Below are 21,624 nucleotides of genomic sequence, written 5' to 3'. Positions count from 1 at the left end.
GGAATTTAACGAAGAAGTGGGCGCATTGATGGCCTCCCTTCGGGCGAGTTGCCTGACGCCGTGCTCTTTGTTGTTCCTTTTTGATGGAGGTGACTACATCTACAAAGGAACGCCGCGATCACAACGTAAGTCAATCTCGCTGAATCCTGCATCTTCAGGTTGTTTAGGTATTAGTTAATGAAACATAACCGCCGTGGATAAGCAAAAGCTTTTTTTATGTACAGTTGCAAACACCCTTGAAGACTGGGCTGGTTTCAATAAATCAGGCAAAAGTAGGAGTACAAATACAAAAAAGGCTGAAACCAATGATTTCAGCCTTTTTCTCAGTGAATCCAGACGGGATTAATCTTTGTAGATAGAAAACTCGTCTGCCACGCTCATCAAATCCTGGCAGGTCATCATGAATACGCCGTGACCACCGTTTTCAAATTCCAGCCAGGTCAGAGGCATATCCGGATACTGTTCCTGAACGTGAACCATTGAGTTACCCACTTCACAGATAAGAATACCTTGCTCGGTCAGGTAGTTTGGCGCGTTAGCAATAATGCGGCGCATCAGTTTCAGGCCGTCGCTACCAGCCGCCAGACCCAGTTCAGGTTCGTGACGGAACTCCTGTGGCAACGAGTTCATGTCTTCTTCGTCCACGTATGGCGGGTTAGACACGATCAGGTCGTATTTATCTTTCGGCAGATCGCGGAACAAGTCAGAACGGATTGGGAACACCTGCTGCTCCAAACCGTGTTCCTGAACGTTCATTTCCGCCACTTCCAACGCATCGGTAGAGATATCAACCAGATCCACTTCCGCTTCAGGGAATGCGTAAGCACAGGCGATACCGATACAGCCGCTGCCGGTACACAAGTCCATAATGCGGGTTGGCTCAACCGGCAAAATTGGCGCGAACTGGTTTTGGATCAGCTCACCGATTGGCGAACGTGGCACCAGCACACGCTCATCCACGTAAAACTCCAGACCGCAGAAATACGCTTTGTTGGTCAGGTATGCCACTGGCGTGCGCTCGTTGATACGGCGAACCACGCGTTCAACAATACGGTGACGCTCACTGGTGGTCAGACGGGAGGTCTGGGTTTCTGCAGGCACATCAATTGGCAGATACACAGTTGGCAGCACCAATTGCACTGCTTCATCCCACGCGTTATCCGTGCCATGGCCGTAATACAAACCTGCTGCATTAAAGCAGCTTACCGTCCAACGCAGCATATCTTGTAGTGTGCGCAGCTCGTTGACGACTTCATCAACAATAATTCTATCCAAAATGGCCTCCAGTAGCCTTTTTCACCCCAACACAACGCGGTGTGGGTTATTCCGAATACGACAGCAAGACATTGCGCTCATTTTGAGTAAAATGCAGCAATCAGAATTTGGAATAAACGTATGAGCAAGAAATCCCCGATCTCAGACGATGACATGTCATTGTTCCGCGATGCGGTGAAAGGCGTTAAAAAACTGCAGCAGGATACCATAAACCCGCCGAAGCGCCAGACAACAGAACAGTCCCGCAGAAAGCTCTCAGACTCTGCGGCGCGTGATCACGCCTTTTATTTCTCCGATGAGTTTGAGCCTCTGCTGAAAGAGGATGGGCCAACCCAGTACGCCCGTACCGGTGTGTCCAAATATGAGGTGAAGCGTCTTCGTCGTGGTGTCTATGTGCCGGATATGTTTCTGGATTTGCATGGCATGACGCAGATGGAGGCCAAACGCGAACTCGGTGCACTGATTGCTGCATGTGTAAAAGACGGGGTGAGCTGTGCGTGTGTGATGCACGGCATTGGGAAGCATATTCTGAAGCAAAAAACGCCACTGTGGCTGGCGCAGCATCCTGATGTGTTGGCTTTTCACCAGGCACCGCTGGAATTTGGCGGTGACGGCGCATTGCTGGTGCTGATTGAAATCCCGCAGAAATAAAACGGTGACAAGCCACGAATGAACAAAACGCCCTTTAATTTGGGCGTTTTCTGTTTTTAGGAGGCGTAACCCATCAATTGGGATGGGCTTTTCAGCCACACGACTTCACTGTGACCGGTTTTAGGGTCGTACTCGATGCAAGAAAGCGACGAAGTCGGGAACATCGGCGGCTGCATTTCCGCATCAAATTCCGCAGTCAGGTAACCCACCAGAGGCAGATGCGATACCAGCAACATAGAGGCAGGATTGTCCACCGCCACCAGCGCACGCAGGTAGGAGGCGACATGCTCGCTGTCCCCGTAAGGCGTAATGCCGTCTTCCGTCATCACTTTTTTCACGGACGTGAACATAGGCTCACAGGCAGACCAGGTCTGCTGAGCGCGCAGGTATGGGCTGACCAACACCATGTCCATTACCCCTTCCGGCAGCTCAGACGCCAGCCAACGGGCCATCTCTACAGACTGGTGTTCGCCACGATCAGTCAAAGGACGTTCTTCATCACTGGCGGCAAAGGTGTGCGCTTCGCCGTGGCGCATAATATAAATTCGCATATCACTACTGCTGATTTTTTGAGTTACCCGACCATGCTACCAGTCAATTCTTCATTCTGGAACGATAGAGCGCACAGATGTTTGCCTCTAATTACCAAGCTGGTCATAATTAAGACCTTACCACTGTCGTCAGTTGGTCTTTCGTGGCCAAATTTTGTTTTCGCGAAGCGCATTTTAGGCATGGCGAGGTGTGTATAGCCCAGTTATTCTAAGTGAACACATCGCAACAAAGCGTAAACGCTTTTCGCAGACCCTACTAATGAAGGTGCATTGTGCAGATCAGCCCAAACGATCATCGCAGCTACAGACTCGTCACACTCAGAAATAACCTGCGTGTGTTACTCATCGAGGATTTGCATGCACCGCGCAGTGCAGCGGCACTCAGTGTCAACGTCGGCCACTTTTGCGATCCGGTAGATCGCGAAGGCTTGGCACACTTCCTTGAGCACATGCTGTTTCTCGGCACCGAAAAATATCCCAAAGTGGGTGAATTCCAGGCTTTTATCAGTCGTCACGGCGGCAGTAACAATGCCTGGACCGGCACAGAAAACACCACCTTCTTTTTTGATATCCAGCACAGCTATTTTGGCGAAGCACTGGATCGGTTCGGACAGTTTTTCTCAGCCCCCCTTTTTAACGCTGAAGCGGTAGACAAAGAGCGCAACGCGGTTGATTCTGAATATCACCTGAAAATCCAGGATGATGTCCGTCGTATCTATCAGGTACAGAAAGAAACCATCAACCCGAAACACCCCTTTTCCCAGTTTTCCGTGGGCAGTGCAGACACGCTCGAAGACCGCGACGGCAGCTCTGTACGTGATGAACTGATCCGCTTTTACCAGACCCACTACAGCGCAAACCTGATGACGGCGTCCATTACCGGACCGCTTTCACTGGACGAACTGGAAGCCTTGGCGCAATCGACCTTTGAGCCCATCCCTGACCATCAACTCGCACCGTTTGTTCCTCAGGTTCCTTTTGTCGAAAAAGCCCAACTCCAGCAGTTCATTTCTATTGAACCGCTGAAAGATGTACGCAAACTGACACTGGCATTTTCGCTGCCCTCGACAGATGAGTTTTACCGCACCAAGCCCCTTTCCTACATTGCCCACCTGCTTGGCTATGAAGGTACCGGCAGTGTGATGTCACTGCTCAAATCCAAAGGTTTGATCAATAACCTCTCTGCCGGTGGCGGGATCAGCGGTTCCAATTTCCGGGAGTTCACCATCAGCGTCAGTCTGACCGAAACCGGTTTAACCCGCATCGATGACATCGTCGCCGCGATTTTCCAGTCGATAAACCTGATCCGCCAACAGGGACTGGCAGCCTGGCGATATGCAGAAAAACGTGCCGTGCAGGAAATGGCGTTCCGATATCAAGAGCCTTCACGCCCAATTGATACCGTCAGCCACATGGTGCTGAATATGCAGCACTACAGTGACGATGATGTGCTTTATGGCGACTACGTCATGCAGGGCTATGATGAGCCTTTAATCCGGAAAATGCTGGGCTACCTGACACCGGAAAACATGCGTTTAACCCTGATTGCCAAAGGTGGGAAACACAACCATCAGGCCAAATGGTATGACACGCCGTACAGTGTGAAACCCTTCACTGCTGCCCAACTTACTCATTGGCAGGACGACTTTATCTCGCCAACGCTGTCTTTGCCGGATAAAAACCCGTTTATCAGTTACGAGCTGGATCCTGCGCCGCTTGAAGCGCCGGATAAAGACAAGCCTGAACTTATTCAGGAACTGCCGGGCTTTCGCCTCTGGCATCTGCAGGACACCGAATACCGCGTTCCTAAAGGCGTGATTTATGTGGCCATCGACAGCCCGCACGCGGTGGAATCGGTGGAGAACATTGTTAAAACCCGCGTCAGTGTTGAGATGCTGCTCGAAGCGATCAACGAAACTACCTATCCCGCGGAAGTTGCCGGCCTCAGTTACAACCTGTATGCCCATCAGGGCGGCGTAACCCTCAAGCTAAGTGGGTTCAACGAAAAACTGCCGCTGCTGTTAGATTTGGTGCTTCAGAAGTTTGCCAACCGGGATTTCAACCCGGAGCGCTTTAACATCATCAAGACACAGCTGCTCAGAAGCTGGACCAATGCGACACAAAACAAGCCCATCAACCGTCTCTACAATGTGATGACAGGCATTTTGCAGCCAAACAATCCGCCGTACGAAGCATTGATTGAGGCTCTGGAGCCGCTGGAAGTATCAGCGCTGCCGGATTTTGTCACCCGTGTGATGTCTGAGCTGCACGTTGAAATGTTTGTCTACGGCAACTGGCAGAAAAACCAGACACTGGCGTTAGCAGAAACCATCAAGGATGCCTTGCGTGTTCACAACCAGCGTTACCAGGAGTCTACCCGTCCGCTGGTGCTACTGAACAAAGCAGGCAGTGTTGCCTATCAGGTAGATTGTGACAGTCAGGACTCCGCAGTGCTGGTCTACTACCAGAGCTACCAGACCCAACCACAGGATGTGGCACTTTATACGTTTGCCCAGCACCTAATGTCGGCGATCTTTTTTAATGAACTGCGCACCAAACAGCAACTGGGCTATATGGTGGGCTCCGGTAATATGCCGCTCAACCGCCATCCGGGACTGATATTTTATGTGCAGTCGCCACAGGTAGGGCCGAGTAAACTGGTCGAGGCGATTGATGATTTCCTCAATGCGTTTTTCCTGATCCTGCTTGAACTGTCAGACGCCCAGTGGCAGGCCAGTAAGCAAGGGTTAATCGCACAGATTGAGGAGCCGGATGGCAACCTCCGTGCCCGTGGTCAACGCTTGTGGATCAGCATTGGCAACAAGGATGCAGAATTTTCCCAGCGCCAGAAGGTGGCGGATGCGATCCGCCATATGGATCGTGCCGAGATGGTGAAATTTGTGGTGGAACAACTAAAACCACGAACAGCAGACCGCCTGATCCTTCACAGCTGCGGCGGTGCCCACCCCAACCAATGTCAGGTCGAAGGCATGCAACCGATCGATTCGATTGCAACATTCCGCCTAAACCGGCTGGAAAGGGTTAACTAGCCTGATTGCAGACAACAGCTAAAAAAATTCCCGGCATAACCGGGAATTTTTGTATTTAACCGTGGAAGGTCAACCCTTCGGCTGCCATTGCTTTTAGCTTGTCACATGGCGCGAATCGCTCGCCGTATTTGGCTTCATGCTGTTCAAGCATTTCCACTAGACGTTTACTACCGATATGGTCCATATAGCGGAAAGGGCCACCAAGGAATGGCGGGAAGCCGATACCAAATACAGCGCCAATATCGCCATCCCTTGCTGATTTCACTACACCTTCATCCAGACAGCGGGCTGCTTCGTTCAGCATCATCAGGACACAACGAATAGCCAGTTCATGGGATGACAGCGTAGATTTCAGCTTCACACCGAGAAGATCGTAAACGCGCTTGTCGACCTCTTTTTTCTTGCCGTTGTACTGGAAGAAACCTTTGCCGCTCTTGCGCCCTTTCCGGCCGTCATTGAGCATCACATCAAACACATCCGGCGCACGGAAACGTTCACCCAATTCTGCCAGCAAAATTGGACTAATCTTGGCACCGATATCAATGCCTACTTCGTCCAGAAGTGTCACGGGTCCGACTGGAAAACCGAAATCCAGCAGTGCATTGTCGATATGCTCAACCGATTCGCCCGCCAGCAGGGTCATGGCCGCTTCGTTCATGTAAGGCGCGAGGATACGGTTCACATAGAAGCCCGCTTTGTCGGCGACCACAATCGGTGTTTTGCCCTGCTTCTTGGCCAGTTTAACCACAGTGGCGACCGTTTCCTCTGAAGTACCCGCGTGGGGGATAACTTCCACCAGCGGCATTTTATCGACCGGGCTGAAGTAGTGCAGACCAACCAGGTTTTCCGGGTGCTTTGCCCCTTCCGCGATCTGGTGGATTGGTAGCGATGAGGTATTGGTGGCGAAGATAGTGCCGGGTTTGAGGTTGGCTTCCACCTCTCCCACCATCTGGTGTTTGAGCTTCAAGTCTTCAAACACGGCTTCCACCACCACATTGTTACCCTGCATACCGGAATAATCAGTGGTACCACTGATCCGCCCCATCTGCTTTTGCATTTCTGCTTTCGAGATAATTCGGCGTTTCCGCTTTTTATCCAGCAGCTTGTAGCTGTAATTCATTGCATTCAGGATGCCGTCATTGCTGACATCTTTTACACGCACAGCAAGGTTCGCTTTGGTGGCCGACACATTGGCAATCCCCGCTCCCATCAAGCCGCCGCCCAACACGGTCACGCCGGTCACCTTGCGTGGCTCGGCATCCGCACCGTTCTCTTTTTTCATCGCCGTCGTAGCAAAGAAAAGACTGCGAAGTGCCGCAGATTCAGATGTCATGACCAGCTCGCCGAAACGCTTGGCTTCCATCACCAGCCCTTTTTCCATGCCTTTATCCAGGCCATGCTTGATCACATCCAGAATGGCATCCGTAGCCGGGTAGTTGTTGCGGGTTTTCTCTCGGGTTTTCTTGGCTGCCTGATCGAAAACCACCGAACGCCCAAGCGCATTGCCACCCATTGCCCAGTTTTGCCAAGAGCTTTTACGCTTTGGTTTACCTTTCAGTGCCAACTCTTCAGCGACACGCAGCAATACGGTCTGTGGCACAACATCATCAACCACACCCATTTTCTTGGCTTTTTTGGCACGAAGCTGCTTGCCGGTCAGGATCATGTCCAACGCACCCGCTACACCAATTAGGCGCGGCAAACGCTGTGTACCGCCAGAGCCAGGCAACAGACCAAGCTGGACTTCCGGCAAGCCAATGCGGGTTTTGTCATCATCACTTGCCACACGGCTGTGGCAAGCCAGCGCCAATTCCAGTCCGCCACCAAGGCAAGGGCCATGAATTGCAGCAACAACGTGAAATGGCAGTTTTTCGATGCGGGAAAACAGCTTTTGCCCAGATTCCGCAATGCTTTGAGCATCTTCTGCGGTTTGGCAGGCATCGAGCATGCGCACGTCAGCCCCGGCGACAAAGTTATCCGGCTTGGCAGAAAAGAGCACCATGCCTTTCAGGTCTTTGCGGCTTTCCAGTTCATCCAAAATGGCGCTGACTTCCTCGACGAAGGTTGCCTGAAGGGTGTTCATGCTTTCCCCCGGGACATCGATAGCCAGCCAGGCAATACCGTCGTCACCATAGCGCAGGGTGAATGCGTTCGTTGTCATCGTGTTATCGCTCATTATTCTGCCTCCAGGATCATTGCCGCACCCAAGCCACCGGCCGCACAGGCGGTATTCAATGCAAGGCCACCACCGCGTCGGCGAAGTTCATTCAGGGTCTGCGTGATCATGCGTGCACCGGTTGCCGCAAAGGGGTGCCCGTAGGCAATCGAACCACCGAGGACGTTGAACTTATCCATATCGATTTCACCAATCGCCTGGCTGCGTCCCAGCTTTTGCTCGGCAAAGGCTTTTGAACCGAACATTTTCACGTTTGCCAACGTCTGAGCGGCAAAAGCTTCATGCATATCGATAAGGGTCAAATCATTCAGGGTGAGCCCCGCGCGGTCCAGCGCAATTGGCGTGGCGTAAGATGGGCCCATCAGCATGTCATGCTCTACCTCGATAGCGGCAAATGCGTATGAACGGATATAGCCCAGCGGCGTTATACCCAGTTCTTTAGCCCGACCTTCGCGCATCAACATAATCGCTGCGGCACCATCCGTCAGCGGGGTACTGTTCGCGGCCGTCACCGAGCCGTGTTTGCGATCAAATGCCGGACGCAGCTTGGCATACCCTTCTAGCGAGGAATCGTCACGCACGTTGTTGTCTTTATCGATCCACTGCTTGTATGGCTCGGGGAATGCTGTCATGACTTCATCGCGCACCAAACCCTCTGCCCATGCTTTCGAAGCGAGTGTGTGTGAACGGTGCGCCAGTGCATCCTGCTGCTCACGGGTAATGCCGTGACTTTTTGCCATCTGCTCGGCGGTTTGTCCCATGCTAAGCCCGGTTGAATACTCCGCCACTGCCGGTGGAACTGGCGCCAGATCTTTCAGGGAGAGCTTGCTCAGCAATTTGAGGCGTTTGCTCATGGTTTTCGCCTTGCTCAACGCCAACAAGGTAGATGCCATATGCTTTGAGACACCGATAGGCAAAACGGAAGAGGAGTCCGCACCGCCCGCGATACCGATATCCACGGTTCCAGCCATAATGCTTTCCGTCACATTCACCACAGACTGGAAACTGGTCGCACAGGCACGGCTGACGCTGTAAGCATCAGTGTGAACATTCATGCCCGTCCCCAACACAATTTCGCGGGCAATGTTTGGCGCTTCTGGCATCTGGACAACCTGACCAAACACCAGTTGATCGATTAGCTTAGGATCCACCGCCGTGCGATTTAACAATTCGCTGACGACCATCTTGCCAAGATCGACAGCCGGTACATCTGCATACGCGGTGGATTGTTTTGCAAACGGGGTTCGCAATCCCGCGACAACAGCGATTCTTTCGCCCTGACGGGTGGTCAGGTTAAGGGGAGAGTTCATTGCCACTCCTTGCAATTGAGTTAGAGGTCAGACCAGGAAAGTGTAACCAATTTGTTATCAGATTAAAACGTGCGTTTTAATTATTTCTCTACAGCAAACGGAGACGGCATCGACATATTTGCAAATAAAGCTGAGATGGGAGATGGGGTAAGAGGTGGAGACGGGAGACGATAGACGAAAGACGGAAGACAAAAGAAAAGAGATGAGAGACAAAAGACAAAGAAAAATGACTAGAGACTAGAGACTAGAGACTAGAGACTAGAGACTAGAGACTAGAGACTAGAGACTAGAGACTAGAGACTAGGGATGGTCTTACCTAGGGTGCTGGAAATGAAAGGCAAAAAAAAACCACACTCATTGAGTGTGGCAACGTATGTGGAAAGCAATCACGTATTAAATCAATTAACGTAAAGCCAATTGCAAATCAGGTCTAAGACCTGAGGAGAAAGTAAAGTCAGCCTTCAAAAAGGAAGTTTGTCATCTTGCTCAACACGGTTAAGCGTTAGAGATTCGGTAAACCAACGAAACCTGTAACACGTCACCAGATGACAGTGCCTAATATACCCATGGTTTGAGAAGGCTTTTTGAAGCAGATCAATTTTATGTCTGATTATTCATCAATGGTTATCAGAATGCCGCACAGCGCGTAGTAATTTCCATTTCTTTACTCATAGAAACTGAATGCATATGCTCATTGGGAACAAGTTTGCATCAAACCGTGGACACCCGGCTTCTAATACTCAGATCCACTGAAATTGCCGCCAGTCGATATTTAACATCTTGGCCTGCATGGTTAAATTGAGAAGCACCTATACTTGGGTGGCAAGGCTCAGGATTGGCTGGAAGTGTGCCCGCCACCGTTTACCGCTAACAAAAAAGAGCCCGTTTTCCAGGAAGATAAAATGGTTTCTAAAATATTTGGAAAGAAATCGACAACATCTCAGGTCTCTAATGATATGGAAAAACAGAGACGATACGAAGCGCTCGTGAGAGCCTGGCACAGAGACCTTTACCGGTATGCCTACTGGCTGACAAAAGATCAGCATGTGGCAGAGGATTTGGTGCAGGAAACTTGTCTGCGTGCTTGGCGTTCGCTTGATAGCCTTCAGGATGATAACGCCGCCAAAGCATGGTTAATCACCATACTTCGGCGCGAAAACGCGCGCCGGTTTGAACGTAAACAGCTTGAACTGGTAGATATTGATGACCATCAGGTCGCTGACCATGACCAACCAAGCGAAGAAGCGTCGATGGAGCAGCAATGGCTGCACCGTCAAATTATGCGTCTCTCGCCGGAATACCGTGAACCGTTAGTATTGCAGGTACTGGCAGGGTTCAGTGGTGAAGAAATTGCTGAGATTCTGGATCTGAATAAAAATACGGTGATGACCCGCTTGTTTCGGGCCCGTAATCAGCTAAAAGAGTTCATGGACAGTCAACAACCCACACAGAGAGGTTCACAGAATGGACGAGCTTGAATTTCGACGCCGCCTTCTGGCCGATCCCCAAGATAAAGACCCCGCTGTATTGGAGGCAAAAGCGGCGTCTTCGGCGAATACAAAATTGGCGTCTGAATTGGAGCAATTGGATGCGATGATCGATCAGGCTTTGCGTGTCGATGTGCCTGATGACTTAGTAGACAAAATCCTGTTTAAACAAAGCAGTGATGTGGTGCGGGAAAACAGAAAACCCAAATTTCATTTGGCGATTGCTGCTTCTATTGCGTTTGTATTCGGCATTTTGCTTGGGCAATTTAACTGGCAATCGCTGCCAACGTCACCCAACGCAGCCAGTTTGGGGCAAATTGCCTTAGCGCATTACTACAATGAGTCGCCTTTTACCGACGCCGCATCTGAAGGAGCGACGCTGAGGCAAGTAAATGCAAAGCTGGCCCCTTTAGGGGTTTTGTTTAATGGCCAGATGCCCGGGGAAATTGCTTACGTCAACCACTGTAGTTTTGACAATAAAGCAGCATTGCACATGGTGCTAAAAGAGGAAAATGGCGAGACCTACACTGTGTTTGTCGTGCCTGACTCAGCAAACAAAACGGAAGTTTATTCTGACGGTAAAATGGAAGCGGTTTCCCTTCCTGCCGCCCACAACAGCAGCGTGATTGTGGTAGCAGAAGACGGTGCTAAATTGATGCCGCTTGCCGAAGAGTTAAAAGCACAGCTAAATCAACGCACCTAAACCTGATTACATTTAGTGACACTTTTTAGGAGGGCATTCTGCTCTCCTTTTTCTTTCTTAAAATACAGCCATCTACAAACAACCACTCACATACAAGACAGCGTCTCGTAACTGGTCAGATTTCCAATTTACAAGCTTCACAATAGAATCCGCGCAGCTTAATTTTAAGCATAAAATTTCAATAAAAATATAAATTCATTCGGATTAATTCACATTATGAATAAGAAGCGTCTGTTTATCCGTTCAGCAGTGGCACTGGCTGTTGCAGCAAGCTCTACCTCGGCAATGGCTGCCGGTTTCCAATTGAATGGTCAGTCTGCAACCGGCCTAGGCCGCGCATTCGCAGGTGATGCAGTTATTGCAGATAACGCAGCAGTCATGGCACGTAACCCTGCAGCAATGGCAATGTTTGATGCACCGGAATTGTCTCTGGGTCTGATCGCTATCGATACTGATGTTCAGGTTAAAGATGCAACATACAGCTACCGTAAAAACCTGTTCCAAATGTCTACGCCTGAATCTATCGATACGGCACAAGCCGGCGATATTTCTCTGGTACCAAACATTTTCTACGTACACCCTATCAATGACAAATTTGCAGTGGGTGCAGGTATCTACTCAAACTTCGGTACCAAAACAGAATTCGCGGACAACTTCCCAGCCAATGAACTTGGCGGTCTGACAGATGTTAAAAGCGTAAACTTCGCACTGAGCGGTTCATACCGCATCAACGAACAGTGGAGCCTGGGTGCAGGTATCGATCTGATCCAGGGGACTGGTAAGCTGAAACGTTCAGGTTTAGATCATCTGGCAAAAGACCCAATTATTGGCGGTTTGGTCGCAAATAGCGTTGGCGACAACATGCTGAATATCGATGCTGAAGGCACAGGTTTTGGCTGGAACGTCGGTACTGTTTACGAGCTGAACGAGAAACACCGTTTCGGTCTGAGCTACCGTCACAGCCCAGATATCAAAGCTAGCGGTGACACTATGATTTTCGCCGGTAAACAACTTGATGGTGATCTGGTACTGCGTCTGCCAGATATCGCTGAGTTCTCCGGCTACCACCTGCTGACCGATAAGTTCGCAATGCACTACTCAGTACAGTGGATTGAATGGAGCACATTCGACAAGCTGGCAACGTCAAGCGGTACCGTGCTGAACGAATACAACTGGCAAGATGGTATGCACTACTCTATCGGTGGTACCTACTATCTGAACAACGACTGGACACTGCGCGCAGGTTACATGTACGACACCAGCGCACAGGATCAGAAGAAATCTATCTCTGTACCAGACTCTGACCGTCAGTGGTTCTCCGCTGGTTTCACTTATCAGGCAACCAAAAATTCAACGATCGACTTCGGTATGACTTACCTGATTGGTCAGGATGTTGAAGTTAAAGACACCCTCTCGAAAGAAATTGGTGCCAATGAACTTGTTCTTTCTACCGTTGAAGCAACAACCCGTGCGAATGCTTGGTTGTACGGCATCCAGTACAGCTACAAGTTCTAATAGCTTGCGTACAAAAAATGTTTAGAGGGGAGCTTATGCTCCCCTTTTTAATGCCAGATGATCATTTATTGGCATTAAAATGAGTGATTTTTCAGCATTCTACTGAAACACGTGTTCGCTGAGTTTCAGCGTACAGGTGTTAACTTTAACCAATTTGTCAGAATGTATATCTATAATTAGATTCACAACCAGAATATAAACCTAAATACATTAAGGCAAGCCAGTCAAAATTGCATCTTGTTTTTCAGTCAGTACCCTGTAGCGACCTAAAAACTCAAGCAATTACTCTAATGAACAAGAACAAAACTTTGCCTCTGGCAATTGCTGTGGCTCTCGGCACGCTTTCTTCTACCTCTGCAATGGCTGCAGGTTTCCAACTAGCAGAATATTCAGCGACAGGTCTAGGCCGCGCATACGCCGGTGAAGCGGCAATGGCTGACAACGCCTCTGCGCAATTCCGTAATCCGGCAATGCTGACCAAACTGGAAGGTACCCAGGTATCTACAGGTATGATCTACGTCGACCCAAATGTAGACGTTGATGGCATCACCACCCAGACCAATCTAATTACTGGTAAAAAAACGCAAACTGCAACCTCATCTAAAGACTTTGCTGATGCTGCTGTCATTCCTAACTTTTATCTGTCCCATCAGGTGAATGACAAGATGTTCCTGGGTCTGGCACTGAGCTCAAACTTCGGTATGCACACCAAACTGGATGACAACTTCAAAGGCACCCAGTTTGGTAACGAAGCATCTGTGATGACGATGGAAATCAACCCGAATATCGCTTACAAAATTAACGACCAGTTCTCTGTAGGTGCTGGTGTCCGTTATGTGATGGGTGAAGGCAGCATTGGAGCAATTGCTTCTGGCGGAATGGCTCCTGCTGGCACCACACTGAAATATATGGAAGGTGATGATACGGCGTGGGGCTGGCAGGCGGGTGCGGCTTGGCAAATCAATGAAGATACCCGTATTGGCTTTAACTACCGCTCAGAAGTAGATTTGAATTTGGAAGGCCACGCAGAGGGACTTGGATTCAATTTGTACAGCGGTAATCCAAATATTCTAGATATGGTTAAATATGCTGGCAGTATGGCTCTCACCATGCCAGCAACTGCTGAACTGGCAAGCTTCCACCAACTGACTGAAAAAGTTGCCGTTCACACCAGCATCAACTGGACAGACTGGAGCACCTTTGAAAAGCTGGAAGCCAACATTCCATCCCTTTCTAAGCCAAACCAACTGGTTAAGCAGGAAAACTGGAAGGACAACTACCGCTTTGCAGTAGGTGCAACCTACCAGCTGAATGCACAAACCCAGCTACGCTCGGGTATCGCTTACGATATGGCCGCTGTGGATGACGCAAACCGCACCATCACCATTCCAGAAACCGACCGTCTGTGGTTGAGTCTGGGTGCTGGCTATAACTACTCAGAAAATCTGACTCTGGATGCTGGATTTACTTACATCTTTGCTAAAGATGCACAGGTAGAAGAACCTCGTAAACACATTGACGAACCTGAAGAGGGCCTTGCGGCAGCATTCGGTGGTCAGTTTAAAGGCCAAACAACGGGCAGCGTCTGGCTGGCAGGTGTTCAGGCGACTTACCGCTTCTAAGCGATTGCCGACTGCGGAGACAAAAATGCCACTCTTGCGAGTGGCATTTTTTATGATTTAGTAATTATCTATCTCGTCTAGCAGGGCATCATCGAGATATTCATCATCCGGTTCTGAGTAGATTTCCACTTCCCCACCACGTGCCTTGAATGCCTTGTTCTGTAGGTAAGCATCACGGGTGAATGCGTAGGGATCCGGCGAGTTGTTCAACAAGCCTTCCTGCTGAACCAGTTCAGCACGGCTTTCCATTCCCTCGAACAGCCATTTCAATACCGACTGCGGGAACGTCAGCCATACCAGTGGCGGATACAACCCATCCACCACATCACCAGCACCTTCTCGCAACGTCACAGGCCCATAAACCGGCATCATAAAATACGGCCCCTGGCCGATATCATAATACCCCATGGCATCACCAAACTGGCGATCACTGATTTTCGGCACATTGGCATTCGAAGCCAGGTCGATAATGCCACCAAGACCAAAAATGGTGTTTATAAAGAATCGGTTAAAGTGGGTCAGTGCCGCTTCGCCATCCAACATGATGAGGCTGTTCACCATACTTGCCGGTTCTTCGAGGTTGCTCAGAAAGTTGGCTATGCCGGTACGTGTCCAGTTTGGGACGTAATTCACATAGGCCAGTGACACCGGGCGCGCGACATAGGGGTCTAAATAGTCGTAGTTCACTGCCCACATCGCGCGGTTGAAACCTTCAAATGGGTCATCCGGATGGGACTCATCCACAAATTCAGCATTAGTTTGCGCTTCTGCTTCGGACTCCGGGGACTGGGCGCAGCCGGTAACCAACAATAATGCACCAACTGCAATGATAAGACGTTTCCACATTGTCTTTTTTGTCCTTGAAAAGATAAAAAAGAGGCTGGTTTGTGACCAGCCTTTCTACTTATGCCTTGAAGTATAAAACAGTTACTGCTTTTGGTTAACCACTATATCGGCACTGCCGCCAAGCTCAAATGGCTGGCTTTCACCAAACCAGTCACCGTCTTTTGTCATCACATTGCCATCATTGTCGATACGTGCACGCACCAAAACCTCAGGCAATGAGGACATCAGTCGCTCTGGGATCATGCTGTCTGCGTCAGTCAATTCAACCGTCAGTGGGAACTTGTCCAACGGCAGGCGTTTAGCAGCGACAGGCATTGGCGCACCGTCTGCCGAGTGAACAGAAACAATCAGCACACCGTCTGCGGGTAGATTGACACCTTCATCCAGTGAAATGTTGACCGATACTGACTGCCCCTGTCCTGCGCCCATCTGTGCTTCTGCACGGGCAATGCTGCGCTCAAGCATGGTGATACGCGGATCATTTTCCGGTAGCAGTTGCTTCATCGTTGACCATGCCGCCACCGCCTCATCAAATGCGCCGCGTTCGAAAGCATCAAACGCCAACAGGGAGAAGGCTTGGAGGTTGGTATGATCCTGAGCGATGACCTCACGCAGCAAGTTTCGTGCAATATTGGCATTTTGCTCGTCGCCAGACAGCATCAGTGACTGGGCATAACCCAGTTTCACATCACTGTCCTGTGGCATCAGATCATACGCTTTTGCCATCGCACCTTCCGCTGTCTGGATATCACGGTTGGCAAGTCCGATACGGCCAAGCAACAACCATCCCATACCATCTTCAGGTGTTCTTTGCAGTTGGGTACGCAATGCCAGTGTCATTTCATCCATTTCCTGCTCAGTCATCGGATCCTGACTGTCAGACATCAGGCGACGGGACAGCTCAGGCAGACGCGAAGCAGTATCCTGCCAGGCAACCACTTTGCTTTGGTTACCCATGATGCCGTAAAGGGCATAACTGAGGAAAACCAGTACCAGCACACCTGGCAGCAACATTGCCAGCGATACTCGCTGGCTCTTGCTTGCCTGTGTATTTTCCGGAATATCGTCAAGCAGGGACTGTTTCAACTCCAGCGCCAGTTCGTCCTGGTTTTCAACTAGGCCTTCCTGTGCTTCTTCATTCAGCTCCGCCATGCGGTCGCGGAAGAAAGCTTTGTTCAGCTCATCACGGCTAGCCAGTTCGTCCTGATCTTTGCCACGGTAGATTGGCAGCACAAAAAGGCCAATAGAGACGACAATCATTAAGGCGGTAATTAGCCAGAACCACATTTCTGTCATCCCTTGATTTCCTTATTGTTTTGATCAGATTGTTCTTCCAGTAAAGCATCAAGTCTTGCTTGCTCTTCACTGTTCAACGTCTGTTTTTCTGCTTTCACTTTGGGTTTGCGGCTACGCATGACCAGAATGGTAAAACCAACAACAACAAACAGCGCCGGGCCCACCCAGAGGATCAGCGTGGAAGCTGTCAGTGGCGGGTTGTAGGTCACGAAGTTACCGTAACGCGCCACCATGTAGTCGACGATTTCGTCTTCGCTTTTACCCTGCTTAAGCATTTCATAGACTTTCATACGAAGGTCTTGCGCCAGACCTGCATTTGAATCCGCAATGTTGTTGTTCTGACATTTTGGACAACGCAGCTCTTTACCCAGCTTTTGGAACATTTCCTCTTGCTGCGGCGAGTCAAACTCGTAAACCTCGATGGAGGCTGACACTGAAAAAACCGCACTGAAAGCCAGTAGTGTGACGAATAGAAAACGTTTCATCAGCTTTTCGCCTCCGCCAGCATTTGCTCGTACATTGGACGCAGGGTGTCATTCCAGTTGCGGTCGTTCACATCCCCAACGTGGCGATAGCGGATCACACCATTTGCATCAATCAGGAAGGTTTCCGGTGCGCCATAAACGCCCAGATCCAGCCCCAGCATACCGTTACCGTCAAAAAGACTGATCAGATAAGGGTTGCCCAACTGGTTCAGCCAGCCAATCGCTTTCACGCGGTCGTCTTTATAGTTCAGGCCAATAATTTTCACGCCCTGCGCTGCCAATTCATTGAGATAGGTATGTTCGGCATAACAGGTCGGGCACCAGGTTGCCCAAACGTTGAGCAGCAAAGGCTCACCCTTGAAAATATCCTGATCGTAGAGCTTGCCTGCCTCGGTCAAATCTTCGAGGCGAAACTCAGGCACAGGTTTACCAACCAGAACCGATTCCAGTTTAGTCGGGTCATCGCCATCAGCATTTTTGCCCAACTGCACAAAGAACACGGCGACCAACACCATAAAAAGGGCAAACGGGATAAAGAGTAAAGGTTTCTTCACCTTTAAGCCTCCTTCACGGGCTCAACAGAGACCGCAGACTTGGATTTTTGACGAAAACGGTAACGCTTATCAGACATGGCAAGCAGACCACCCATAGACATAACGAGTGCGCCAAACCAGATCCAGCGGACAAATGGCTTGTAGTACAAGCGAACAGCCCATGAACCGTCCGGCAGACGCTCACCCATCGCGACATAAAGGTCACGGGTGATGCCGCGGTCAATCGCTGCTTCTGTCATCATAGAGCGCTGCACGTTGTAGAAGCGCTTCTCTGCATGCAGAGTGTTGATACGTTTGCCATTGCGGTAAATGTCAAAATCCGCAATGTAGCCGTCATAGTTCGGACCATCTTTGTCACGCAATCCGGCAAAGTGGAACTCATGGCCTTGCAGAACCACGCGGTCGCCCGGCGCCATTTTCACGTCTCGTTCAATGTCGTAGTTCTGCACCATTGCAATGCCCAGCACAGAAATCGCAAGACCCACGTGGCCTAGCACCATCGCCCAGTGACTGCGGCCCAGTTTGCCCATGCCGGTCACCAAAGTATGGCGGTGTGTCGCGCGCTGGTATACCTCAATCGCAGACAGGATGATAACCCACAGCCCCATGACAGCGCCCAGCGCAGCCAGCGGCATAAAGGTATCGGCGAAGAACCACACCATGGCAACGCCAAGCACCACTGAAAGAACGCCGGCAACTGCCATCTCTTTCTTCACGTTCTTCAGGTTGTCACGTTTCCAGCGGATCAACGGCCCCACACCCAAGATGAACACAAATGGCACAGACAGCCATGTGAACAGCAGGTTGAAGAAAGGTTCACCGATAGAAACCGAGCCCAGGCCGAGTTGTTTGTGTACCAGTGGCAACAGGGTACCCAGCAGGACTACCACCAGCGCGGCAACCAGCAGAATGTTGTTTGCCAACAAGGCATTTTCACGGGAAAGCAGTTCAAAGTTGCCACGAACACGTACTTCAGACGCGCGAAGGGCATAAAGCAGCAAAGAGCCACCGATAACGATCACCAGGAACGCCAGAATAAACAGGCCACGGGTTGGGTCAGAGGCAAACGCATGCACCGATACCAGTACGCCGGAGCGCACCAGGAAAGTTCCCAACAGGCTCAGTGAGAATGCAGAGATTGCCAGCAATACCGTCCAGGCTTTGAACGTACCGCGTTTTTCTGTCACTGCCAGCGAGTGCATTAACGCAGTACCGGCAAGCCACGGCATGAAGGAGGCGTTTTCTACTGGATCCCAGAACCACCAGCCACCCCAGCCGAGTTCGTAATACGCCCACCAGGAACCCAAAGCGATACCCAGTGTCAGGAATACCCACGCAGCCGTTGTCCAAGGACGCGACCAGCGCGCCCATGCTGTATCAAGACGGCCTGCCATCAGTGACGCAATCGCAAAAGCAAATGCGACAGAGAAGCCCACATAGCCCATATATAGCATTGGTGGGTGAACAATCAGGCCTGGGTCTTGAAGTAACGGGTTGAGATCGCGGCCATCAACAGGGAAATACGGCAAAGTGCGTTCAAACGGGTTTGACGTCAGAATGATAAACAGCAGGAAGCCCACACCAATCATACCCATCACTGCCAGTACGCGCGCGACGGATTCCAGTGGCATACCACGACTGAAGACAGCAACTGCTAACGTCCAACCCGCCTGGATGAGTACCCACAGCAACAGAGAACCTTCGTGCGCGCCCCATACTGCCGTCAGGCGGTAGTACCACGGCAAGGCACTGTTTGAGTTGCTGGCGACATAACTGACGGTGAAGTCGTTAGTGTAAAACGCCCAACTCAATGCGATGAAAGACATCAGCAGCATCAGGAACATGCCGATGGCAAGAGGCCGTGCAGAACGCATCATGGCCTGGTTGCCAACTTGCGCCCCCCACAACGGGTAAATACTCAGCAGAACCGAAAAGCCCAGCGAGATAATGAGGGCAAAATGCCCCAGTTCAGCAATCATCAGTAGCTACCTTGTTTTTGCTGCTCAGAATACTCAAGCGGTGAGTGGCTTTTGTTCATCGCTTCTGCAATTTCAGGAGGCATATACTCTTCATCGTGCTTCGCCAGCACTTCACTTGCCAGTACCGTATTGGCATCCACCAATACGCCCTGCGCAACAATGCCCTGCCCTTCACGGAACAGATCCGGCAGAATGCCTTCAAACTGCACAGTGACCTGCGGACCAATGTCCGCCACTTTGAAGCTCACTTTCAAAGATTGTGGGTCGCGCTCTACGGAATCCTCAACCACCATGCCGCCAATACGCAGACGCTGGCCGACTTCAGGCTTGGTGCCATCAGGCTTACCGTTAACCAGCTCCGTTGGGGTATAGAACAAGTCCATGTTCTGATTCAGCGCATAGAGCACCAGTCCAATCGTTGCGCCTACACCAAACAACAGAGCCAGTGCAAGCCCCAGTCGTTTCTTGCGTCTTGGGTTCATAATGTGTTCTCCATGCTTTGAGCATTCTTGATACGTTGTTCTCTGGCAACTTTGTTCTCTATTTCTTTAAAAAGTTTCCTGCGCGTCAATTTCGCCGACACCACCAACCAAGCCATGGCGATAAACGTGATAGCAAACGAGCTCCATACATAGGCGCTGTAACCGCCCATAGCCAGAAAATCAGAGAAAGATGAAAAGTGCATACCTTAACCTTTTACTACCAGCTCTCGAACCCATGGACGATGTGATTCGCGTTGTAAGATTTTGTTTTTCAAACCCATCAGTGACAAGGCACCGAAGAAAAACGCAAAGCCGAAAATGTTCAGCAACAGTGGCCACAACATGTCCGGTGCAATGGAAGGCTTGGCAAACTTGGTGATGGTTGCGCCCTGGTGCAGGGTATTCCACCACTCAACCGAAAAGTGAATGATTGGCAGGTTAATGACACCTACGATAGCCAGAATACCGGCTGCACGACCCGCCGTGCGGTCATCATCAAATGCGTTGTAAAGGGCAATCACACCCAGGTAAAGGAACAGGAGTATAAGCTCAGAAGTCAGGCGTGCATCCCACACCCACCATGCGCCCCACATTGGCTTGCCCCAAACCGCTCCAGTCACCAGTGCAATAAAGGTAAACACGGCACCGACGGGCGCCATCGCTGCAGCTGCCCAGTCAGAAATCTTGATTTGCCACACCAGGCCGATAAAGGCAGCAATCGCCATCGACATGTACGCACCCATCGACCAAATTGCCGCTGGAACGTGAATGTAGATGATCCGGAAGCTGTCTCCCTGCTGGTAGTCAGCAGGCGCAAATGCCAGACCCCAAATGGTGCCGGTGACGAGAGACAACGCCGCCAATACAGCAAACCACGGTAACAGCGTGTTACAAAGTTTGTAGCTTGCCTCTGGCTTTGCATAAGGGTGAAGCCATTTCCACATCGCTAATATCGCTCTTATTTAATCATTGAAAATCTTTGAGGTTACTGAACACTCACCCGCAGCGCTGCGGAAACAGCAAACGGCGAGAGTGTCGCGGAACCGACCAGCAGCGCGCCCAAAATGGCAAGCTGACCATTAATCGCAAATCCACTCGCAGCCATATCAATGGCGGAAGTGGCAAAAATGAGGACAGGGATAAAAAGTGGAAGCACCAGCAAGCTGAGCAGCACACCACCTTTTCTCAGTCCTACAGTCAGCGCGACACCAATCGCACCGAGAAAGCTCAATGTTGGTGTGCCGAGCAAAAGTGTCAGCACCACCGCTTTGTATGCAGCCCAGTCCAAAGAAAGTAATACTGCCAACAGCGGACTGATGATCAACAAAGGCAACCCTGTCAGTAGCCAATGGGCGATAATTTTGGCAAACACCAGCACTGAAAGCGGCTCGGGCATAAGCAGCATTTGCTCGAGTGAGCCGTCCACGAAATCGTCGCGGAACAACCGCTCAAGAGACACAACGGCGGCCAGCAATGCAGCAACCCAGATAATACCCGGCGCAATTTCTGCCAGAAGGTTCGGCCCCGGCCCAACCCCCAATGGAAACAGGGTAATGACAATAATGAAAAACCACAGTGGGTTTAGCATGTCCGACTGGCGACGAAAGGCAATCAGCAGTTCGCGGCGGATCATGTGATACAT

Annotated in this window: 19 protein-coding genes; 6 read left to right on the top strand and 13 right to left on the bottom strand. The window is 50.5% G+C overall.

Features of this window, described 5'->3' with window-relative positions:
- Nucleotides 1-342 precede the first annotated feature (342 nt).
- Entirely contained in the window at nucleotides 343-1,275 is a 933-nt protein-coding gene (prmB, locus tag KU854_RS11955) for a 50S ribosomal protein L3 N(5)-glutamine methyltransferase (protein ID WP_218358767.1), read from the bottom strand.
- Between the two features lie 120 nt (nucleotides 1,276-1,395).
- Between prmB and smrB the strand changes: the two genes are divergently transcribed.
- Nucleotides 1,396-1,926, top strand: a complete 531-nt coding sequence (gene smrB, locus KU854_RS11950; protein WP_054779340.1) for an endonuclease SmrB — start codon at nucleotides 1,396-1,398, stop codon at nucleotides 1,924-1,926.
- A gap of 56 nt (nucleotides 1,927-1,982) precedes the next feature.
- Here the strand turns inward: smrB and sixA are convergent, their stop codons facing one another.
- Nucleotides 1,983-2,477, bottom strand: coding sequence for a phosphohistidine phosphatase SixA (gene sixA, locus KU854_RS11945; protein WP_218358766.1), 495 nt, complete (start codon nucleotides 2,475-2,477; stop codon nucleotides 1,983-1,985).
- A gap of 272 nt (nucleotides 2,478-2,749) precedes the next feature.
- Between sixA and KU854_RS11940 the strand changes: the two genes are divergently transcribed.
- The gene (locus KU854_RS11940) at nucleotides 2,750-5,527 is read left to right on the top strand and encodes an insulinase family protein (protein WP_218358765.1); all 2,778 of its coding nucleotides are present in this window, start codon (nucleotides 2,750-2,752) and stop codon (nucleotides 5,525-5,527) included.
- Between the two features lie 55 nt (nucleotides 5,528-5,582).
- On the opposite strand, the gene fadJ is transcribed toward KU854_RS11940, so the two are convergent.
- Nucleotides 5,583-7,703, bottom strand: a complete 2,121-nt coding sequence (fadJ, locus tag KU854_RS11935) for a fatty acid oxidation complex subunit alpha FadJ (RefSeq protein ID WP_218358764.1) — start codon at nucleotides 7,701-7,703, stop codon at nucleotides 5,583-5,585.
- Entirely contained in the window at nucleotides 7,703-9,013 is a 1,311-nt protein-coding gene (fadI, locus tag KU854_RS11930; protein ID WP_218358763.1) for an acetyl-CoA C-acyltransferase FadI, read from the bottom strand. The genes fadJ and fadI overlap by 1 nt, the downstream gene beginning before the upstream one ends.
- 902 nt (nucleotides 9,014-9,915) lie before the next feature.
- Between fadI and KU854_RS11925 the strand changes: the two genes are divergently transcribed.
- The 4 genes from KU854_RS11925 to KU854_RS11910 all read left to right on the top strand — a co-directional run bounded on the left by KU854_RS11925 (nucleotide 9,916) and on the right by KU854_RS11910 (nucleotide 14,340).
- Entirely contained in the window at nucleotides 9,916-10,491 is a 576-nt protein-coding gene (locus KU854_RS11925; RefSeq protein ID WP_218358762.1) for a sigma-70 family RNA polymerase sigma factor, read from the top strand.
- The gene (locus tag KU854_RS11920) at nucleotides 10,478-11,203 is read left to right on the top strand and encodes a DUF3379 family protein (protein WP_218358761.1); all 726 of its coding nucleotides are present in this window, start codon (nucleotides 10,478-10,480) and stop codon (nucleotides 11,201-11,203) included. Before KU854_RS11925 ends, KU854_RS11920 begins: the two co-directional genes overlap by 14 nt.
- 216 nt (nucleotides 11,204-11,419) lie before the next feature.
- Complete coding sequence (locus KU854_RS11915; protein WP_218358760.1) at nucleotides 11,420-12,718, top strand: outer membrane protein transport protein; 1,299 nt, start codon at nucleotides 11,420-11,422, stop codon at nucleotides 12,716-12,718.
- Between the two features lie 290 nt (nucleotides 12,719-13,008).
- Entirely contained in the window at nucleotides 13,009-14,340 is a 1,332-nt protein-coding gene (locus KU854_RS11910; RefSeq protein ID WP_218358759.1) for an outer membrane protein transport protein, read from the top strand.
- 57 nt (nucleotides 14,341-14,397) lie between these two features.
- Here the strand turns inward: KU854_RS11910 and KU854_RS11905 are convergent, their stop codons facing one another.
- The 9 genes from KU854_RS11905 to ccmB all read right to left on the bottom strand — a co-directional run bounded on the left by KU854_RS11905 (nucleotide 14,398) and on the right by ccmB (nucleotide 21,624).
- A complete protein-coding gene (locus tag KU854_RS11905) occupies nucleotides 14,398-15,186 on the bottom strand; it encodes an MlaA family lipoprotein (RefSeq protein ID WP_218358758.1) in 789 nt (262 codons plus the stop codon).
- A gap of 81 nt (nucleotides 15,187-15,267) precedes the next feature.
- Entirely contained in the window at nucleotides 15,268-16,482 is a 1,215-nt protein-coding gene (ccmI, locus tag KU854_RS11900; RefSeq protein WP_218358757.1) for a c-type cytochrome biogenesis protein CcmI, read from the bottom strand.
- Nucleotides 16,479-16,967, bottom strand: a complete 489-nt coding sequence (locus tag KU854_RS11895) for a cytochrome c-type biogenesis protein (protein ID WP_218358756.1) — start codon at nucleotides 16,965-16,967, stop codon at nucleotides 16,479-16,481. Before KU854_RS11895 ends, ccmI begins: the two co-directional genes overlap by 4 nt.
- Nucleotides 16,967-17,521, bottom strand: a complete 555-nt coding sequence (locus KU854_RS11890) for a DsbE family thiol:disulfide interchange protein (protein WP_054779338.1) — start codon at nucleotides 17,519-17,521, stop codon at nucleotides 16,967-16,969. The genes KU854_RS11895 and KU854_RS11890 overlap by 1 nt, the downstream gene beginning before the upstream one ends.
- A gap of 2 nt (nucleotides 17,522-17,523) precedes the next feature.
- Nucleotides 17,524-19,500, bottom strand: a complete 1,977-nt coding sequence (locus KU854_RS11885; protein WP_218358755.1) for a heme lyase CcmF/NrfE family subunit — start codon at nucleotides 19,498-19,500, stop codon at nucleotides 17,524-17,526.
- Nucleotides 19,500-19,982: a cytochrome c maturation protein CcmE gene (gene ccmE, locus KU854_RS11880; RefSeq protein ID WP_218358754.1), complete on the bottom strand. Its 483-nt coding sequence runs from the start codon at nucleotides 19,980-19,982 to the stop codon at nucleotides 19,500-19,502. Before ccmE ends, KU854_RS11885 begins: the two co-directional genes overlap by 1 nt.
- Nucleotides 19,979-20,185: a heme exporter protein CcmD gene (ccmD, locus tag KU854_RS11875; RefSeq protein WP_054779336.1), complete on the bottom strand. Its 207-nt coding sequence runs from the start codon at nucleotides 20,183-20,185 to the stop codon at nucleotides 19,979-19,981. Before ccmD ends, ccmE begins: the two co-directional genes overlap by 4 nt.
- A gap of 3 nt (nucleotides 20,186-20,188) precedes the next feature.
- Entirely contained in the window at nucleotides 20,189-20,926 is a 738-nt protein-coding gene (locus KU854_RS11870) for a heme ABC transporter permease (protein ID WP_218358753.1), read from the bottom strand.
- A 41-nt stretch (nucleotides 20,927-20,967) separates the two neighbouring features.
- Nucleotides 20,968-21,624 (bottom strand): heme exporter protein CcmB, encoded by a 657-nt coding sequence (ccmB, locus tag KU854_RS11865; RefSeq protein ID WP_418885852.1) that lies wholly within the window; start codon nucleotides 21,622-21,624, stop codon nucleotides 20,968-20,970.

Origin of the sequence: Enterovibrio paralichthyis (assembly GCF_019209835.1) — a bacterium.
In the GTDB taxonomy this organism is placed as follows: Bacteria; Pseudomonadota; Gammaproteobacteria; order Enterobacterales; family Vibrionaceae; genus Enterovibrio; species Enterovibrio paralichthyis.
This window is presented reverse-complemented; position numbering and strand designations above follow the sequence as displayed.

Excerpts from the sequence above, each read along its gene's own strand:
- smrB (WP_054779340.1), top strand. The coding sequence starts at position 1,396 with ATGAGCAAGAAATCCCCGATCTCAGACGATGACATGTCATTGTTCCGC.
- sixA (WP_218358766.1), bottom strand. The coding sequence starts at position 2,477 with ATGCGAATTTATATTATGCGCCACGGCGAAGCGCACACCTTTGCCGCC.
- fadJ (WP_218358764.1), bottom strand. The coding sequence starts at position 7,703 with ATGAGCGATAACACGATGACAACGAACGCATTCACCCTGCGCTATGGT.
- fadI (WP_218358763.1), bottom strand. The coding sequence starts at position 9,013 with ATGAACTCTCCCCTTAACCTGACCACCCGTCAGGGCGAAAGAATCGCT.
- KU854_RS11925 (WP_218358762.1), top strand. The coding sequence starts at position 9,916 with ATGGTTTCTAAAATATTTGGAAAGAAATCGACAACATCTCAGGTCTCT.
- KU854_RS11920 (WP_218358761.1), top strand. The coding sequence starts at position 10,478 with ATGGACGAGCTTGAATTTCGACGCCGCCTTCTGGCCGATCCCCAAGAT.
- KU854_RS11915 (WP_218358760.1), top strand. The coding sequence starts at position 11,420 with ATGAATAAGAAGCGTCTGTTTATCCGTTCAGCAGTGGCACTGGCTGTT.
- KU854_RS11910 (WP_218358759.1), top strand. The coding sequence starts at position 13,009 with ATGAACAAGAACAAAACTTTGCCTCTGGCAATTGCTGTGGCTCTCGGC.
- KU854_RS11905 (WP_218358758.1), bottom strand. The coding sequence starts at position 15,186 with ATGTGGAAACGTCTTATCATTGCAGTTGGTGCATTATTGTTGGTTACC.
- ccmI (WP_218358757.1), bottom strand. The coding sequence starts at position 16,482 with ATGACAGAAATGTGGTTCTGGCTAATTACCGCCTTAATGATTGTCGTC.
- KU854_RS11895 (WP_218358756.1), bottom strand. The coding sequence starts at position 16,967 with ATGAAACGTTTTCTATTCGTCACACTACTGGCTTTCAGTGCGGTTTTT.
- KU854_RS11885 (WP_218358755.1), bottom strand. The coding sequence starts at position 19,500 with ATGATTGCTGAACTGGGGCATTTTGCCCTCATTATCTCGCTGGGCTTT.
- ccmE (WP_218358754.1), bottom strand. The coding sequence starts at position 19,982 with ATGAACCCAAGACGCAAGAAACGACTGGGGCTTGCACTGGCTCTGTTG.
- ccmD (WP_054779336.1), bottom strand. The coding sequence starts at position 20,185 with ATGCACTTTTCATCTTTCTCTGATTTTCTGGCTATGGGCGGTTACAGC.
- KU854_RS11870 (WP_218358753.1), bottom strand. The coding sequence starts at position 20,926 with ATGTGGAAATGGCTTCACCCTTATGCAAAGCCAGAGGCAAGCTACAAA.
- ccmB (WP_418885852.1), bottom strand. The coding sequence starts at position 21,624 with ATGTATCACATGATCCGCCGCGAACTGCTGATTGCCTTTCGTCGCCAG.